The sequence below is a fragment of the Streptomyces coerulescens genome (assembly GCF_042657965.1).
Classification (GTDB): Bacteria; Actinomycetota; Actinomycetes; order Streptomycetales; family Streptomycetaceae; genus Streptomyces; species Streptomyces coerulescens.
In genome coordinates, this window is the sequence record NZ_JBHSKM010000019.1 from 744479 (window position 1) to 760960 (window position 16482).

Annotated in this window: 17 protein-coding genes; 3 read left to right on the forward strand and 14 right to left on the reverse strand. The window is 72.2% G+C overall.

Annotation, left to right across the window (positions count from 1 at the left end; genetic code table 11):
• Window positions 1-48: 48 nt before the first annotated feature.
• Entirely contained in the window at window positions 49-1080 is a 1032-nt protein-coding gene (locus tag ACFPQ9_RS26495; protein WP_380858125.1) for a glycoside hydrolase family 6 protein, read from the reverse strand.
• Between the two features lie 162 nt (window positions 1081-1242).
• Between ACFPQ9_RS26495 and ACFPQ9_RS26500 the strand changes: the two genes are divergently transcribed.
• On the forward strand, window positions 1243-2001 hold the full coding sequence (locus ACFPQ9_RS26500; protein WP_380858128.1) for a GAF and ANTAR domain-containing protein: 759 nt from the start codon (window positions 1243-1245) through the stop codon (window positions 1999-2001).
• A gap of 245 nt (window positions 2002-2246) precedes the next feature.
• Here the strand turns inward: ACFPQ9_RS26500 and ACFPQ9_RS26505 are convergent, their stop codons facing one another.
• From ACFPQ9_RS26505 to ACFPQ9_RS26565, 13 genes are all read right to left on the reverse strand, one after another.
• Window positions 2247-2912 (reverse strand): class F sortase, encoded by a 666-nt coding sequence (locus ACFPQ9_RS26505; protein ID WP_380858131.1) that lies wholly within the window; start codon window positions 2910-2912, stop codon window positions 2247-2249.
• Window positions 2913-2914: 2 nt separating this feature from the next.
• On the reverse strand, window positions 2915-3469 hold the full coding sequence (locus tag ACFPQ9_RS26510) for a hypothetical protein (protein ID WP_380858134.1): 555 nt from the start codon (window positions 3467-3469) through the stop codon (window positions 2915-2917).
• 104 nt (window positions 3470-3573) lie between these two features.
• Entirely contained in the window at window positions 3574-4353 is a 780-nt protein-coding gene (locus tag ACFPQ9_RS26515) for an HAD-IIA family hydrolase (protein WP_380858137.1), read from the reverse strand.
• Window positions 4354-4432: 79 nt separating this feature from the next.
• Window positions 4433-5971, reverse strand: a complete 1539-nt coding sequence (locus ACFPQ9_RS26520) for an alkaline phosphatase family protein (RefSeq protein WP_380858140.1) — start codon at window positions 5969-5971, stop codon at window positions 4433-4435.
• Between the two features lie 138 nt (window positions 5972-6109).
• Entirely contained in the window at window positions 6110-7165 is a 1056-nt protein-coding gene (locus ACFPQ9_RS26525; RefSeq protein WP_380858143.1) for a 2-aminoethylphosphonate ABC transporter substrate-binding protein, read from the reverse strand.
• Between the two features lie 37 nt (window positions 7166-7202).
• Window positions 7203-8000: an ABC transporter permease gene (locus tag ACFPQ9_RS26530; protein WP_380858146.1), complete on the reverse strand. Its 798-nt coding sequence runs from the start codon at window positions 7998-8000 to the stop codon at window positions 7203-7205.
• Window positions 7987-8820 carry a 2-aminoethylphosphonate ABC transporter permease subunit gene (locus tag ACFPQ9_RS26535; RefSeq protein ID WP_380858148.1) on the reverse strand — a complete coding sequence of 278 codons (834 nt, stop codon included), beginning with the start codon at window positions 8818-8820 and terminating at the stop codon, window positions 7987-7989. The genes ACFPQ9_RS26530 and ACFPQ9_RS26535 overlap by 14 nt, the downstream gene beginning before the upstream one ends.
• The gene (locus ACFPQ9_RS26540; protein WP_380858151.1) at window positions 8813-9865 is read right to left on the reverse strand and encodes an ABC transporter ATP-binding protein; all 1053 of its coding nucleotides are present in this window, start codon (window positions 9863-9865) and stop codon (window positions 8813-8815) included. Before ACFPQ9_RS26540 ends, ACFPQ9_RS26535 begins: the two co-directional genes overlap by 8 nt.
• The gene (locus tag ACFPQ9_RS26545) at window positions 9862-10533 is read right to left on the reverse strand and encodes a phosphonatase-like hydrolase (protein WP_380858154.1); all 672 of its coding nucleotides are present in this window, start codon (window positions 10531-10533) and stop codon (window positions 9862-9864) included. The genes ACFPQ9_RS26540 and ACFPQ9_RS26545 overlap by 4 nt, the downstream gene beginning before the upstream one ends.
• Window positions 10534-10538: 5 nt before the next feature.
• Window positions 10539-11660, reverse strand: a complete 1122-nt coding sequence (locus ACFPQ9_RS26550) for a TIGR03364 family FAD-dependent oxidoreductase (protein WP_380858157.1) — start codon at window positions 11658-11660, stop codon at window positions 10539-10541.
• 141 nt (window positions 11661-11801) lie between these two features.
• Window positions 11802-12557 (reverse strand): GntR family transcriptional regulator, encoded by a 756-nt coding sequence (locus tag ACFPQ9_RS26555; RefSeq protein ID WP_380858160.1) that lies wholly within the window; start codon window positions 12555-12557, stop codon window positions 11802-11804.
• A gap of 70 nt (window positions 12558-12627) precedes the next feature.
• Window positions 12628-13455, reverse strand: a complete 828-nt coding sequence (locus tag ACFPQ9_RS26560; protein ID WP_380858689.1) for a hypothetical protein — start codon at window positions 13453-13455, stop codon at window positions 12628-12630.
• 134 nt (window positions 13456-13589) lie between these two features.
• Window positions 13590-14735 (reverse strand): ROK family transcriptional regulator, encoded by a 1146-nt coding sequence (locus ACFPQ9_RS26565; RefSeq protein ID WP_380858163.1) that lies wholly within the window; start codon window positions 14733-14735, stop codon window positions 13590-13592.
• Between the two features lie 68 nt (window positions 14736-14803).
• On the opposite strand from ACFPQ9_RS26565, the gene ACFPQ9_RS26570 reads away from it, so the two are divergent.
• Window positions 14804-15895 (forward strand): Gfo/Idh/MocA family protein, encoded by a 1092-nt coding sequence (locus ACFPQ9_RS26570; RefSeq protein ID WP_380858692.1) that lies wholly within the window; start codon window positions 14804-14806, stop codon window positions 15893-15895.
• Complete coding sequence (locus ACFPQ9_RS26575; RefSeq protein ID WP_380858166.1) at window positions 15892-16410, forward strand: heme-degrading domain-containing protein; 519 nt, start codon at window positions 15892-15894, stop codon at window positions 16408-16410. Before ACFPQ9_RS26570 ends, ACFPQ9_RS26575 begins: the two co-directional genes overlap by 4 nt.
• Window positions 16411-16482 lie beyond the last annotated feature (72 nt).

Consider the following 16482-nt stretch of genomic DNA (forward strand, 5'->3'; position numbering starts at 1 on the left):
GCGTTGGGTGCGGGAGCGCTGTGGCTTGTCGCGCAGTTCCCCGCGCCCCTACGGCGTTGTTGCTTTCGCCAGTTTCAAGGCGTAGTCGGCCCACCACTCGCCCGCCTTCGGGCCGCCCTTGCATTCGCCGTCCGACTCTCCTGGGCGTTTGACCCAGACGAAGGCATCGACCAGCGGGTCGGGGGTCTTGGTCGTCGGGGTTTCGCCCAGGGCTCGGCCGGGTGGGTTGCACCAGCGTTCGTTGGGGTCGCCCTCGGTGTAGGGGCCGTTGCCGTTGCGGCTGGTGTCGATCACGAAGGGCTTGTTGCCCACCTTGGTGGAGAGCTGCTTGCCGTACGCGATCGAGTCCTTGGTCGTGTAGAAGTTGGAGACGTTGACCGAGAAGCCGTCGGCCTGGTCGATGCCCGCCCACTTCAGGGGCTCGAAGATCTGGTCGGGATGACCCCAGCCGGCGTTGCCCGCGTCCACGTAGACCTTGGTGTTCTTCAGGGACTTGAGCTTGGTGATGGCGCCCTTGAGGAGGTCGTAGCGCTCCTCGTGGAACTCGTCCGGGGTGCAGCCGTCGACCAGGTGCAGCAGCGCGTCCGGCTCCAGGATCACCGTCGCGGCGCGGTCCTCGATGCCCTTGGCCACCCCGTCGATCCAGTCCCGGTAGGCGTTGCCGTCGGCGGCGCCGCCCTGGGAGTACTGGCCGCAGTCGCGGTGCGGGATGTTGTAGAGGACCAGCAGGGCCGTACGGCCCGCCTTGTCGGCGGCCTCCGTGTAGCCGCGGGCCTCGTCCTCCGGGTTCTCCGGGCCGATCCACTCGCCCGTCGGCTGCTGCGCTATCTTGCGGATCTCCTCGGCGTCCTCCTTCTTGCCGTCCTTGACGTAGTCGGCCACCTGCTGGGCCGCGTTCCCGTCCGGGTTCACCCAGAACGGGTCGGTGCCCTTCGGCTGTTGGGTGATCCCGGCGCCGGCGTTGTCGTCCGGTTCGTCTCCGTCCCCGGAGGAACATCCCGCGATCAGTAGTGCCGCCCCCAGCAGCATCGCGGACGTCCGCGCGCGAGCGCCCCTCCAGGCCCCCCTCTTCAGGTACATCCAGCTCCCCCTCGGGTGCTTCGTTCCAAGGCTCAATCCTGACATACGTGTCGTGGGGCGAACGAGGTCGTCGAGCCTTGTCGGGGAGCTGTTACAGCCACTGTGATGGCTGCGAAGCCCACAGTCGGGCACAGGGGAGACAGGGGAAGGGACGGTGCGGTCATGCACCACTACGCCCGGGAGATCCGGCTGGCGCAGATGCTGGTGGAGACCGCGGACACCCTCGTGGAGGGGTTCGAGGCCGAACACTACTTATCGGGCGTCGCCGAGCACTGCGTGCGGCTGCTGTCCGCGCGGTCGGCCGGGATCATGCTGATCGACGAGGGCCGGGCGGTGTCGCTGGCCGCGGGCGGCGCGCAGCGGGAGCTCGGCCTGGAACTACTGCGGGCGCAGCACGGCGACGGGCCCTGCCTGGAGTGCTACGGCTCGGGCCGGCCGGTGCCGCCGGTGTCCATCGAGACGGCGCGGGCGGCGGGCCGCTGGCCCGAGTTCACGCGGCGGGCGCAGGCGTACGACATCACGACCACCTTCGCGGTGCCGCTGCGCCGCCGGGAGCGGCTGCTCGGCGCCCTCAACGTCTTCGGCGCGGCCCTGCCCGGCGAGGCGCTGCGGCCGGCCCAGCTCATCGCGGACTGCGCGGCCCTCGGCCTGGAGAACAACAGCACCTATGTGCAGTGCCGCACCCTCGCCGGGCAGTTGCAGCAGGCCCTGTCCAGCAGGGTCCGCATCGAGCAGGCCAAGGGCATGCTCGCCGAGCGCTGGAACACGGCCGCCGACGACGCCTTCGTGGCGCTGCGGCACTACGCGCGCCGGCACCAGCTGTCCCTGGACACGGTGGCGCGGGCGGTCATCGACCGGGTCGCGGACGACGCCGGGCTGCGCCGGGCGGCGGAGCGGGGGGACGACGAGGAGCGCCCGTAGCGGCCCGTGACGCCCTTCCCCAGAGCTCTGTCGCCTTTCCCTAGGCCCTGGGCCGTCTTAAGTTCTAGAGTCGTCCCCGGACGACCCCAGCCCCCGGTCGAACGATCTCCATCGGTTCGCACAAGGCCTCCCGCGCCGGACGCCGGGTTACTCCCGCAGCCCGTGCGCCCGCGGTCGAGGACCGGTCCGGTCGGCGGCTTCGGGGGGAGCAGGTCGCCGACCGGGCCTGGTGCGCCCGGTTTTCGTCACCGCCCCGTGCCCGTCAGATACGCCGAAACGACGACGTTCGCCGTATAGGCGCGGCTCGCGCGGTCGAAGGTGCCGGCGCAGGTGATCAGGCGCAGTTCGGCGCGGCCCGGCCGGTGGGCCCCGTAGACCTGGTGGGCGTCGAAGCGGTCGCGGGGGACGATGCGGACGTCGTCCACGGTGAACTCGGCGACCCTGCCGTCCTCGCGCAGCACCCGGACCGTCGCGCCGGGGCGCAGCGCGCCGAGGCGGTGGAAGACGGCGGGCCGGGTCTCGGTGTCGACATGCCCCACCATCAGCGCGGCGCCCGCCGCTCCCGGCTTCACGCCGGCCGCGTACCAGCCGACGGCGGCGGCCTGTGCGTAGGGCGGCGGATCGATCGCGGCGTGCGCGTCGAGCCCGCGGGCGACGACCGGTGCGCGCACGTCGAGCGCGGGGATGTCGAGGCGCTGGGGCGGTGCGCCGGCCAACGGGCGGGCGGCGGGCGGCAGTTGTGCGGGGGCCGGGCGCCCGACCGCGGCGACGTCGCCGGACACCGGGGTGGCCCCGCCCTGCCGGACGTCGGTGAGCTCTCTGCCCCACAGCCACAGCCCGAGCAGCAGCACGGTCCAGGCCACGCCCATGAGGAACCGGCCGCGCAAGCCGGAGTCTTCTCGCTCGGCCATGGTCAGCGTGACCGTCTGCCGCGGCGGGCGCTGCGCAGGGCCACGGCCGTGGCGGCCACGCCCGCCAGGATCAGCCCGGTCACGGTGTGGGCCGTACCGGGCCCTGCCTCCCGGGCGTCCACCATGGCGAGCCTGGACGTGCCCCCGCCGCCGGCCCGGACGGGGGCCGTGGGAGAGGCGGAGGCCGCCGGTTGCGGTCCGTGCCGTACGGGGTGCCCGGCGGCCTTGGCGGCGACGGTGACGGCGCCCGTGCGGGATACATCTCCGCAGGCGATCCGTACGTCGTAGCGGCCCGACCTGGCGGTGGAGCGGACGCGGCTCTCACCGACGAGGGTGCCGTCGCCCGCGACGGTGAGGCGGGCGTCGGCGACGAACGCCCCGGAGACGGCCGTGGCGGTCCGCTGCGGGCATCCGCTCACCCGTAGGGCGACATCGCCGCCCGGGTGCGGGGACGACGGACTCAGCGAGACGCCTCCGTCCGTCGCGTGGGCCGCCGGAGTGACGGCGACCGCCCCGAGGGCGGCGATCGTACAGAGAGTGACCCGCAGTGATCCCATCGTGAACCTCCAGATACCTGGAGGCTCCCCCCATGGGGCGGGCCCCGCATCCTCAGCGGGGCCCGCGTTGCTCCGTATGGGTCGTGTCGTGGGTGGGAAGGGTTTCAGATCCTGTCGACGAGGTCCGCGATGGAGTCGACGATCGTGGACGGGCGGTACGGGAAGTTCTCCACCTGCTCGGGCCGGGTCAGGCCGGTGAGCACCAGGAACGTCTGCATGCCGGCCTCCATGCCGGCCAGCACGTCGGTGTCCATGCGGTCGCCGATCATGGCGCTGGTCTCGGAGTGCGCGCCGATGGCGTTCAGGCCGGTGCGCATCATCAGCGGGTTCGGCTTGCCGGCGAAGTACGGCTGCTTGCCGGTGGCCTTGGTGATCAGCGCGGCGACGGCGCCGGTCGCGGGCAGCGGGCCCTCGGTCGACGGGCCGGTCTCGTCGGGGTTGGTGCAGATGAAGCGGGCGCCGGCGTTGATGAGCCGGACGGCCTTGGTCATGGCCTCGAAGGAGTAGGTGCGGGTCTCGCCGAGGACGACGTAGTCGGGGTCGTGGTCGGTGAGGATGTAGCCGATGTCGTGCAGCGCGGTGGTCAGGCCGGCCTCGCCGATGACGTACGCCGAGCCGCCGGGGCGCTGGTCGTCGAGGAACTTGGCGGTGGCGAGCGCCGAGGTCCAGATGTTCTCGATCGGCACTTCCAGGCCCATGCGGTTGAGCCGGGCGTGCAGGTCGCGCGGGGTGTAGATCGAGTTGTTGGTGAGCACGAGGAAGGGCTTGCCGGACTCGCGCAGCTTCTTGATGAAGGCGTCGGCGCCGGGGATCGGAACGCCCTCGTGGATGAGCACACCGTCCATGTCGGTGAGCCATGACTCGATGGGCTTGCGGTCTGCCATGGTGCTGTGACTCTCCTGGCCTGCGTACGGGACGAGCTGGGGGCGCCGGAACCACGCCGTACCGACGCCCCCAGGGTAATCAGGACTGGCTGATCCTGACCCCGTCGATCACCCAGTACCAATTGTTGGAGCCGGTGTAGCGGAACCGGAAGTGAACGCTCGTGGCTCCGGCGGGGACGGCGACGGTCAGCGACTGCGGCTGGGAGACGACGTCGGAGGTGTAGCTCTTGACGACGGTGGGGGTGCCGCCGTTGAAGGACGCGAGGACCTGGGCCTGCTGGGCGCCCTCCTGCCGGTAGAGCGTGGTGAAGTCCAGCCGGGCCTTGGACCAGCCGGTGACGTCGTACGCGGGTGTGACCAGGGTCGAGTCGTAGGGGCCGGAGAAGGACTTGTCCGACCACTCGTCGGAGTCGGCGACCGCGAACACGCCCCGTGCGCGGACGTTGAGCTCGCGCCACTGGTCGCGCTGGGTGCGGGACCAGAACTCGTCGGTGGCGAAGGACCAGCCGCGCCACTCGGTCATCCCGCCGGTGCCCATCGCGTTGTTGATGACGGACCAGCCGCCGGGCGCGGTGTGCGTGAACCCGAGCACGCCGGCCGGGATGCCGGTCTCGTCGACGCGCCCGGTCAGGGACGGTCGCAGCGCCTCGAAGGGGTCGGTGGAGCGCTCCTGGACCGGCTTGCCGTCCAGGCCCCAGGCGGGATCGGGCGTGATGCCGAGCTGCTTCAGGACGGTGGGTACGACATCGACCAGCCGGGTGTCGATCGGGCGGGCGCCCGCCGCGATGCCGGGCCCGGTGGCCAGGACGAAGGTGCGCCGCTCCTCGATGGAGGAGCCGCCGTGGCCGCCCGCGTCGAGGTGGCCGTGGTCGGTGGCGACGACGACCGTCCAGCGCTCGGAGGCGTAGGAGGGCCGGGCCTTGATCGCGGCGCGCAGCCGGCCGACGTAGGCGTCCTGTACGGCGATCTGGTCGAGGTAGGCCTGGCTGCCGGCGCCCTGGTTGTGGCCGACGATGTCGGACTGGCCGAAGTACACGAACATCACGTCGGGGTTCTGGTCGCGGATGATCGCCTCGGTCTCGGCGGCGATGGTGGCGTCGTGGCCGGTGTAGCCGTCGCGGTCGCCGTCGAGGACCAGTTTGGCGTCGGCGCCGGGGGTGACGGTGCCCTGGGTGTCCAGGGGCTTCCAGTCGACGGCCGCGTAGGTGGACAGCGCGGGCCGCACCTGGGCGAGGCGGGCGAGCAAGCCGGGATACTGGCCGTACTTCTTGCCGGCGAAGGTGTTGTCCTTCACGCCGTGCTTGTCGGGCCACACACCGGTGGAGATGGTGGACCAGCCGGGGCCGGAGGACGTGGCGGCCATCGGATTCGCGTACAGCAGCGAGGTGCCGTAGGTGCCCTCGTTCATCATGGCCTTCAGGTGCGGGGCGTTCGCCGCGTCGATGCGGTCGTGGCGCAGGCCGTCCATGCCGATGACGAGCACCTTGTCGTCGCTGGTGCCGTTGGGGAGGGTGGGGACGGCGTGGGCCTGCGAGGCGGTGGCGGCGCCGAGGGCGACGGTGGTGGCGGCCGCCGCGGTGGTGGTGAGGACGGTGCGGCGGGACAGGTGCGATGTCACGTGATCCTCCTGGGGACGGGGGTGCGGGCATGCCGACGCCCCCGGTGGTGGTGCCAGGGGCGTTGCGGTGGTGCGGCTGTGCGGATGTGGTCTCGGTGCTATGGATATGGCCCTCGTGTGTGGCCTTGAGGGGGCGGATCAGCTGCCGGTGGCCGACTTCCAGGCGTCGACATACGTCGTGAGGTTCTTGTCGATGTCGTTCCAGTCGGGCTCGAAGACCTCGACGCCGTCCATGAGCTTGGCGAGCGCGATGGCATTGGCGTCGGTGGCCTTGACGTCCCCCCGGGCGCTGAAGCCGCCGCCGATCTCGCTGACCTGCCGCTGGGCGCGCTGGCTCAGCATGAAGTCGAGGAGCTTCTTGCCGTTCTCGGTGTGCGGGGCGTCGGTGACGAGTCCGGCGGCGTAGGGCAGGGCGAACGTGGTGGGCCTGCCGCCGTCCTTCGCGGGGAACCAGATGCCGAGGTTCGGCATGGTCTTGGACTGGGCGAAGTTCATCTGGACGTCACCGTTGGCGACGAGGAGTTCGCCCTTGTCGACCTTGGGGGCGAGCTTGCCGGTGGAGGCGGACGGGCCGACGTTGTTGGACTGGAGATCGCCGAGGTAGTCCAGGGCGGGCTGCTGTCCGCCGAAGTCGTGCATGGCCTTGATGAGGACGGCGGTCCCGTCGCCGGCGATGCCCGGCGTGGAGTACTGGAGCTTGTTCTTGTACGTGCCGTCGAGGAGCTCGTCCCAGGTCCTGGGCGCCTGCTTCAGCTCCTTCTTGTTGTAGATGAAGCCGAAGTAGTTGTTGACGACCGACGTCCAGGTGGCGTCGGCGCCCTTGTCGGCTCCGCTGACCTGGTCGGAGCCCTTGGGGGCGTACTTCTGGAGCAGGCCCTTGCCGTCGGCCTGCTGGATGAACGGCGGGAGCGTGACGAGGAGATCGGCCTGCGGGTTGCGCTTCTCGCGGGCGGCGCGCTGCACCATCTCGCCGGAGCCGCCCTCGACGTACTCGACCTTGATGCCGGTCTGCTTCTCGAAGTCCTTGAAGATCCGGTCGTACCAGCCGTCGCCTTTCTCGCCCTTGAGACCGTCGGCGCTGTAGACGGTGACGACCTTCTCGTCGGAGGCGGCGGTGCCGGTGCCGCACGCGGACAGTGCCGGGGCGGCCAGCAGGGGGAGGGCGAGGGCGAGCTTGAGGGTGTTTCTGGGCATGACGAAGTGAACTCCTTGCACGGGGAGGGGCGTCGGGTCAGCGGTAGGAGGCTTTGGTGCGCACGCGGGAGACGGCGAACAGGGCGAGCAGCGTGGCCGTCATCAGGACCACCGCGAGGGCGGAGCCGGCGAAGAGGGCGCCGCGGTCGGTGGCCGCGTAGATCAGGACGGGCATCGGGGTCCAGTCGGGCGGGTAGAGCATCATCGTGGCGCTCAACTCGCCCATGGACAGGGCGAAGCAGAGGCCGGCCGCGGCGGTGAGCGACGGCAGCAGGAGGGGCAGCCTGACCCGCCGCAGGACGTACGCGGGCCGGGCGCCGAGGGAGGCGGCGGCCTGCTCGTAGGCAGGGTCGAGGCGGGCCAGGGCGGCGGACACGGACTGGTGGGCGAAGGCGGTGACCAGGACGGTGTGGGCGACGATCACGATCCAGCGGGTGCCGTTGAGCAGGAACGGCGGCTCGGAGAAGGCGACCAGGATCGCGAGGCCGACGACCACCGAGGGCACGGCGAGCGGGAGGACGAACAGGGCGTCCATGACCCGGCGGTGGCTCTTCTTCAGCGCGGCCGCCGCGAGAGCGGCCCAGGTGCCGGTGACCAGGGCGAGCAGGCTCGCGGCGGCGGCCGTGACCAGGCTGGTGGTGAGGGCCTGGAGGGCCTCGCCGCGGGTGGCGGTCGTGTAGTGCCCGGTGGTGAAGCCGGAGGGCAGCACGCCCGACCAGTTGGTGGCGAAGGAGGCGCCGAGGACGACGAGGAGGGGAAGGGCGAACAGGGGCAGGAAGAGGACGAGGAACAGCAGCCATACGGCCCACCGCGCCCCGCGGCTATGCACCAGCACGGCGGCTCACCACCCGGTAGAGGCCGTACAGGCCCACGGAGATCAGGACGTTGACGACGGCGACCACACAGGCGCCCGGGTAGTCGGACTCCAGGATCGCCTTGCTGTAGACGAGCATCGGCAGGGTCGTGACGCCTTTCGCGCCGGTGAACAGGACGATCCCGAACTCGTTGAGGCACAGGACCAGCACGAGGCTGCCGCCCGCGGCGAGAGCGGGCAGCGCCTCGGGCAGGATCACCCGGCGCACGATGCGCAGCGGCCGGGCGCCGAGCGAACCGGCCGCCTCCAGCTGGGCGGTGTCCAGCTGGGAGAAGGCCGCGAGCAGCGGGCGTACGACGAAGGGCGTGAAGTAGGTGACCTCGGCCAGCAGCACGCCCCAGGGGGTGGTGAGGAACTGGAAGGAACCGACGATGCCGGTCGTGCCGTAGATGAACAGCAGGGCCAGGGTGATCAGGAAGGACGGGAAGGTGAGGAAGACGTCCACGAACCTGGCGACGGCCCTGGCGCCCGGGAAGGGCACGAAGGCGATGACCAGCGCGAGCACGAAGCCGAGGACCAGACAGCCGACGGTGGAGGCGACGGCGATCCAGACGGTGGTCCAGAGGGCTTCACGGAAGGCGGTCGAGGCGAAGACGTCGGCGTACGGCTGGAGGGAGGTGCCCCCGGAGTCGGGCTGGAAGGACTGCTGGACTACGAGGGCGAGGGGGTAGACGAAAAAGAGCGCCAGCAGGACGACTGGCGGGACGGCACCCACCCAGGGGCGCGGGGAACTGCGCGACCAACCCCCACCAGCCCGCAGCCGACGAACGACCTCATCCATCGCTCACTCCCGCAGCCAGCAACGTCGCATCTTCCGGCGAGAAGTGCAGGGTCACAGAGTCACCGTGAGCAGGCGGATCCTTGAGCTCCCGCAGATCCGCGATCATCCGGTGGCCGTCCACCTCGACGTACAGCCGATGCGTCGCCCCGCGCCACTGAATCTCACTCACCGTCCCGGCGAGCCGGTTCGGCCCGTCGCCGAGCCCGACGAGATGGGGCCGTACGCACAGCGTCGCCCTCGCACCCGGCGCGACACCCCCCGTGTCCACCTTCAGCTCACCGCCCCCGAAGGCGACGCCGCCCGAACCGACCGTCACCGGCAGCAGGTTGGCATTGCCGACGAAGCACGCCGTGAACTCGTCGGCCGGAGACCGGTACAGCTCCCTCGGCGTCCCGCATGCCCGCAACCGCGCACTGTCCATCACCGCGATCCGGTCGGCGAGCGTGAGCGCCTCGACCTGGTCGTGGGTGACGTAGAGCATCGTCACCTCGGGCAACTCGCGGTGCAGGCGCGCCAGTTCGGCCAGCATGCCGGAGCGCAGGCGGGCGTCGAGCGCGGAGAGCGGCTCGTCGAGGAGGAGGACGCCGGGGCGGATGGCGAGCGCGCGGGCGATGGCGACCCGCTGCTGCTGGCCGCCGGAGAGCTCGCGCGGGTAGCGGCGGGCGTACCCGGCCATGCCGGTCATCTCCAGGGTCTCGGCGACCCGCCCGCGGATCTCACCGCGCGGCACCCGCTGCGCCTTCAGTCCGAACGCGACGTTCTCCTCGACCCGCATGTGCGGGAACAGGGCGTACTGCTGGACGACCATCCCGATGCCGCGCGCGTAGGGCGGCAGGTCCGTGACGTCCCGCCCGCCGAGGAACACCCGCCCGGAGGCGGGCCGTACGAACCCGGCGACCGCCCGCAGCGCGGTGGTCTTGCCGGATCCGGACGGCCCGAGCAGCGCCATGACCTCGCCGGGCTCGACGGTGAGGTCGAGGGAGTCGAGGACGACGTTGCCGTCGTAGGCGACCGTCACCGAGTCGAAGCGGATGCCGCCCTTCATGTGAGCACTCCCGGCAACTGCGCCACGCCGTCCAGCACATGGGTGGCGCCGGCCGCCCGCAGCGCGTCCGCGTCGTGCGCGCCGGTCAGGACCCCGGCGACCAGGCCCGCGCCGGCCCGGACCCCGCTGAGCATGTCGTAGGAGGTGTCGCCGACGACGGCGACCTGGTGGACGGCGTCGACGGCCCGCGTCCGCAGAAAGGCGGTGAGGACCATGTCGGGGTACGGCCGCCCCCGGCCCCCGGCGTCCGCCGGGCACAGCGCGAGGGGCACCAGGTCCTGCCAGCCGAGCGCGGCCAGGATCGCGTCCTGGGTGGGCCGCGCGAAGCCGGTGCTCAGTACGACGGTGCGGCCCTGGGCCGTGAGTTCCTCGATGGCCTCGCGGGCGCCGGGCAGGGCCGCGACCTCGCCGGCGTCGACGAGTTCGGCGTAGGCGGCCTCGAAGGCCTTGTTGGCCTCCTGCGCCTTGGTCTCGTCGCCGAACAGATGCCGGAAGACGGAGATCTTGGACTCGCCCATGGTGGCGCGGACGTGGTCGATACCGGCCTCGGGGTCCGCGCCGACGTGCCGTGCGGCCGCCGCGAAGGCCCGCTCGACGAGGCCGCCGTCGGCGACGGTCGTGCCCGCCATGTCGAGGACGACGAGCCGGATGTCCTGATGGAGCGTCATATGTGTTACCAGCCCAGTTCGTTCGCGGTGGTCTCGGCTATCGCGGGAGAGCAGGTCATGCCGCGCCCGCCGGGCCCGGTGACCAGCCACACCCCGTCGCGCACCTGTTGCCGGTGCACCACCCGCCCCGGGTCGGTGCACTGCGCGTACACCCCGGCCCAGCGGCGCCGGATCTTCGGCAGCGGGCGGCCGAGGAGGGACTCGACGACCTCGGTGAGGTGGTCGTAGGGGTCCTCGACGGTGTCGAAGGCGAAGGGGTGCTCGTACTCGTGGGTGTCGCCGATGGTCAGTCCGCCGTCGGCGCGCTGCACCATCAGCAGCTGCATCCGGTGGGCCGCGGCGGTCCGCGCCTGTGCCTGGCCGGCGTTGAGGGCGTCGAGCGCCTCGGAGGCGTAGGCCGGGTAGTAGCGGAAGCTGTCCGCGTCGGCGACGGAGGTGGTCAGCGGTTCGCCGAGCGGGTCGGTCTGCATCATCTGCAGGCGGACGCGGCGCACCGGCAGATCGGAGCCGGCCAGCTCGCGGACCAGGCCGCCGAGCCAGGCGCCGGTGCACAGCACGACGACGTCGCCGCGGTGCACATCGCCGTGGTCGTCGACGGCGCCGGTACCGATGACCTCGCGGACCTCGCGGCCCGGCCTGAACGTGTAGTTCGGGGACTTCAGCAGCTCCTCGCGCAGGGCGAGTTGTGCGGTGCGCGGCTCGACGGCGGCGTCGCGCTCGCAGTACAGGGCGGCGGTGAACTCGCCGCGCAGGGCGGGGTTCAGTGCCCGCGCCTCGTCGGGGGTGAGCAGCTTGTGGCCGCGGGTGGCGGCGTCCTCGCGGGCCACGGCGGCCTCGGCGACGGCGAGCTCCAGGGCGCTGCGGACGGGGGTCAGGGAGCCGTTCGGCCGGAAGCCGAGTCCCGGCACACGGGCCCCGATCCCCTCCCACAGCTCCCGGGCCCGCAGCGCGGTGGCCAGCTCCTCGCCGGCCGCGCGTCCGCTCACCCAGATCTGTCCGAAGTTGCGCAACGACGCGCCGCGAGCCTCCGCCTCGCGCTCGATCTGTACGACCTCATGGCCGCGTTCCACTGCTTGCCAGGCGTGCATGGTGCCCACCACGCCGGCTCCGACGACTATCACTCTCACGACGGCAACGCTCCTCGGGATCGGGTAACCGGAAGGGTCCGGCTGACAACGAGAGCGTGAACTGGCTATCACGTTTGGGCTAGACCCGTTATCTTTTCGTGATATTCAAGCGAGGGTCGAAGGGGTGCACTTCTGGACTTTTCATCCCCGTAGATGCGTGCTGAACGAGAACCGGTCGCCCCGGTACAGCGTCCGCACCCGCTCCAGCGGCCGGCCCTCGGTGTCCCGGGAGATCCGGTGGATCAGCAGCATCGGCAGGGCGGGCGGGGTGCCGATGAGCAGCGCCTCGCGCGGGGTGGCCAGCACAGTCTCGATGCGTTCGTCGGCGTCGCCGAACGCGATGCCGTGGCGGTGCAGGAAGGCGTAGAAGGAGGAGTCGGGGTCGAAGTCGACGTCCAGGCGCGGCACCCGGGCGACGGCGACATAGGTGCTCTCCAGGCCGACCCGCTCGTCGTCGGCGAGCAGGACGCGCTCCAGGTGCCAGACCGGTTCGCCGCGTTCGAGGCCGGCCTCCGCGGCGAGGGCGGCGGGGCAGGGGAAGCGGTCGAGGGTCACAAGGGTACGGCCGGGGGTTCGCCCCTGCCGACGGACACCCTCGGTGTAGCTGGCGAGGGAGAGGGGCTGTTCGAGCTTGGGCCCGGCGACGACCGTGCCCCGCCCCTGCCGCCGCAGCTTGCCCTCCAGCACGAGTTCGCGGATCGCCTGCCGGACGGTCTCGCGGGCGACCTCGTACTCCTCGGAGAGGTCGCGCTCGGTGGGCAGCGGGTCGCCCTCGTCGAGCGCGCCGATGACGTGGTCGAGCCGGGCCTTGACCGCGTAGTACTTCGGGATGCGGCCGTGCTCAGGGATGCCCTGGCGCACGGGGGCGCCGGGGGCCTGGTCGTTCGGGTAGTCCACGCAGGGATCGTCGCAGACGGGGCGGGCGTTCGGGTCGGCGCCTCCGCGCGGCCGGACCGGGGGCGTGGCTTCAGCGGCGCCTGCGGACGATCAGAAGGCCGGCGCCGGTCAGCAGAAGGGCCAGGGTGGCGGCCAGGGTGACACCAGGGGCCGAGGTGAGGCCGGTGCGCGCGAGTTCGTCGGCGAGGGTGAGCCGGCCGTCGGCCGGGTCGGCGCCGGGAGAGGCCGAGCTGTCCGGTCCTGCCGAGGCGTCCTGGTAGGACGGGTCGACCGGGCGGCTCTGGTCGGCGGCGTCGAACCGGTCCTCCGTGTCGGGAGTGCCGGTGGCGCCGGCCTCGATCGCGAAGCGGTAGTCGTTGGACTGGCCGACCCAGTCGCCGTCGCCCTCGTGCCGCTGCACGACGGCCGCGTTGGCGGTGACCTGGTTCGGTACGGCGTCCGAGGTGATGGCCAGCCGGATCTTCACGGTGACGGTCCTGCGGGGGCCGACGGTGAAGCCGTCGAAGCCGTCGAAGGCGCCGACGAGTTCGTCCTGGTCGGTGGTCTCGAAGTGGACGGCGTGCGGGCCGGCGCCGTCCGGGCCGCCGTAGAACTCCAGCCGGGGCTGGGACGGCTTGAGTGCCCGCTTGCCGTCGACCAGGACGACGACGGGGTGGATGCCGGTGCAGGTCCGGCCGGTGGTGTTGGTGAGGTTCAGGTACCAGGTGCCGAATCCGCCGCCGGCCGCGTAGGAGGCGGGGCCGCCGTGGAGGCGGGTGGTGAGGGGGAAGTCCCCGTCACCGGAGGCGCAACCGGGCAGCGGGGCCGACGGCTCGACCGACACCGCGGGCGCCGCGGGCACCGCGGCAAGGAGGGCGGCGGCTGCGAGGCAGAGAGGGACAGATGTGTGCAGTCGCATCATCACATGACCATGCCGCGTGGGGGCGGTTACGGGGTGGAGCCATTCCGTGCGGCACCGCAAGTCCCCTCGATCAGCGCACGCGCCCCTTCCCCGTTCTCAGCCCTCCCCCGTCCTCGACCCTCCCCCCGTTCTCAGCCCTCCGCCCGCCCGAACAACGGCGCCAGCAGCAGCTGGGCCGCGCCCTCGGCCACCCCGCGCCCCTCACCGGGAACGACCCGTACCGGCACCGGGTCCTCGCCCGCGCGGCCCGCGCGTGCGTCGAGGACGGCGGCGACTCCCCGTACGAAGGTCTCCGGGGCGGTGGCGACCGTGCGGCCGCCCAGCAGGACGAGGTCGACGTCGAGCAGGGCGACCAGGTTGCCGGCCGCCGTGCCGAGCACGCGTGCCGCCTCCGCCGCGTCGCCGCGCGCCACGGCCGCCAGGCACAGCGCCTCCACGCAGCCGCGGTTGCCGCACCCGCAGGCCGGCCCGTCCAGCTGCACCACCTGGTGCCCGAACTCCCCGGCACCCGTACGGGTGCCCCGGTGCACCGCTCCCCCGATCACGAGCCCTCCGCCCAGCCCGGCCCCGAAGTGCAGATACGCGAAGGACGCGAAGGCTCCGGCCTCGCCCGCGACCGCGAGCCGGAGCGCGGCGGCGTTGGTGTCCTTGTCGACGACGACCGGCAGCGCGAGCCGTCGCGCGAGCACGTCCCGCAGCGGGAAGCCGTTCCACTCAGGGAACCCGGTGACCCGGTGCAGCACACCGCGCCGATGGTCCAGCGGCCCGGGCAGCGCCACCCCGACGCCGAGCACCGCCCCCGGCCGGCCCGCCTCGCCCGCCAGTTCCCGCACCTCACGCACCGCCCGCGCGACGACCGTCTCCGCGCCCGCCCCCAGATCGAGCGGGGCGCCGCGCCGTGCCACCACGGCGCCGGTCAGATCGCAGAGCACGGCCGTCAGCTCGTCCCGGTCCAGATGCACCCCGACCGCGTGCCCGGCCTCCGGCACCAGCCGCAGCACCGTGCGCGGCTTGCCCCCGGTCGACGCCCGGCGCCCCGCCTCCGCCGCGAGCCCGTCCTCGCGCAGCCGGGCGGTGATCTTGCTGACGGCCTGCGGGGTGAGCCCGGTGCGCTCGGCCAGTTCGAGCCGGCTGATCCCCTCGGGACCGGCCGTGCGCAGCAGATCGAGCACGAGCGCTGCGTTGTGGCTGCGCAGGGCCCCCAGGTTCACGCCCCCGCTCCCCGAGCCGCCGACAGCACCGGCGACACCGCCGTTCGTCTTGCTCACGCCACCCATCACCCGCCCATTCTCCCCCGCGCTTGCACTTTGGCAACAGCGTTGCGAAAGTGGTCCGCATGACCCGCATGACTGGCACTCCCGGCACGACCGCTCCTCCCCTGCGCGTGGGCCTCGTCGGCTACGGCCTGGCAGGCTCCGTCTTCCACGCCCCGCTCATCGCCGCCACCGAGGGCCTCGCCCTGGACACGGTGGTCACCTCGAACCCCGAGCGGCAGCAGCAGGCCCGCACCGAACACCAGGACGTGCGCGTCGCCGCCACGCCCGACGAGTTGCTGGCCCGCGCCGGCGACCTCGACCTGCTCGTCATCGCGTCCCCCAACAAGACGCACGTCCCGCTCGCCACCGCCGCCCTGAAGGCGGGCCTGCCGGTCGTCGTCGACAAGCCGATCGCCGGTACGGCGGCCGAGGCCCGCGAACTGGCGGCACTGGCCGAGGAGCGCGGTCTGCAGCTCTCCGTCTTCCAGAACCGCCGCTGGGACAACGACTTCCTGACGCTGCGCCACCTCCTGGCCGAGGGCGAACTGGGCGAGGTATGGCGCTTCGAGTCCCGCTTCGAGCGCTGGCGTCCGCAGCTGAAGGGCGGCTGGCGGGAGTCCGGCGACCCGGCAGAGATCGGAGGTCTGCTGTACGACCTCGGCAGCCATGTCGTCGACCAGGCGCTGGTGCTGTTCGGGCCCGTCACGCAGGTGTACGCCGAGGCGGTCGTCCGCCGTACCGGCGCGGAGACCGACGACGACACGTTCCTCGCGCTCACGCACGCGAGCGGCGTCCGCTCCCACCTGTACGTCTCCGCCACGACCGCCCAACTCGGCCCGCGCTTGCGGGTGCTGGGCTCCGAGGCGGGCTACGTCAAGTACGGCCTCGACCCGCAGGAGGCGGCGCTGCGCGAAGGGCTGCGGCCGGGCGGCGGCGGGGACTGGGGCGTGGAGCCCGAGTCGGACTGGGGCCGCGTGGGTGCCGGCGAGTCCCCCGTGACGGGCGGCGGCCGCGCCGTCCCCACCCTCCCGGGCGACTACCCGGCCTACTATGCGGCCGTGGCGAAGGCCCTGCTGGACGGCGGCCCCAACCCGGTGACCGCCCTGGAGGCGGCCGCCACCCTCGACGTACTGGAAGCGGCGCGCCGTTCGGCGCTCGACGGAGTGGCGGTGACGCTGTGACGCACGGCAAGGCACACGGTGCGGAGATCACCCCGAAGTTCCAGCCGGAGCTCACCCCGCCGCTGGCGGAGCTGGAGGCGCAGGAACGGCGCCTGGTCTTCCGCGGGTTCACCCACGACGACGCCTGGGCGCTGGGTTCGCTGCTGGTGGAGATGGCGCGTGAGCGCCAGGCCCCGGTCGCGATCGACATCCACCGGTCCGGCCAGCAGCTCTTCCACGCGGCGCTGCCCGGCTCCACCCCGGACAACGACGCGTGGATCGCCCGCAAGCGCCGGGTGGTGGAGCGCTACGGCACCTCCTCCTACATCGTCGGCGCCCGCTTCCGCGCGAAGGGCACGACGTTCGAGGACTCCTCCCGCCTGGACCCCGACACCTACGCGGCCCACGGCGGTTCGTTCCCCATCAACGTCGAGGGCGTGGGCGTCATCGGCTCGGTGACGGTGAGCGGCCTGCCACAGCTGGAGGACCACCGGATGGTGGTGGCGGCGGTGGAGCAGTTCCTGGAGAAGCGGTAAGGGCAACGCCCCTTCTCTTGCTTTTTTGCTTTGAGGGGCGCGGGGAACTGCGCGATCAACCACGGACGGCCC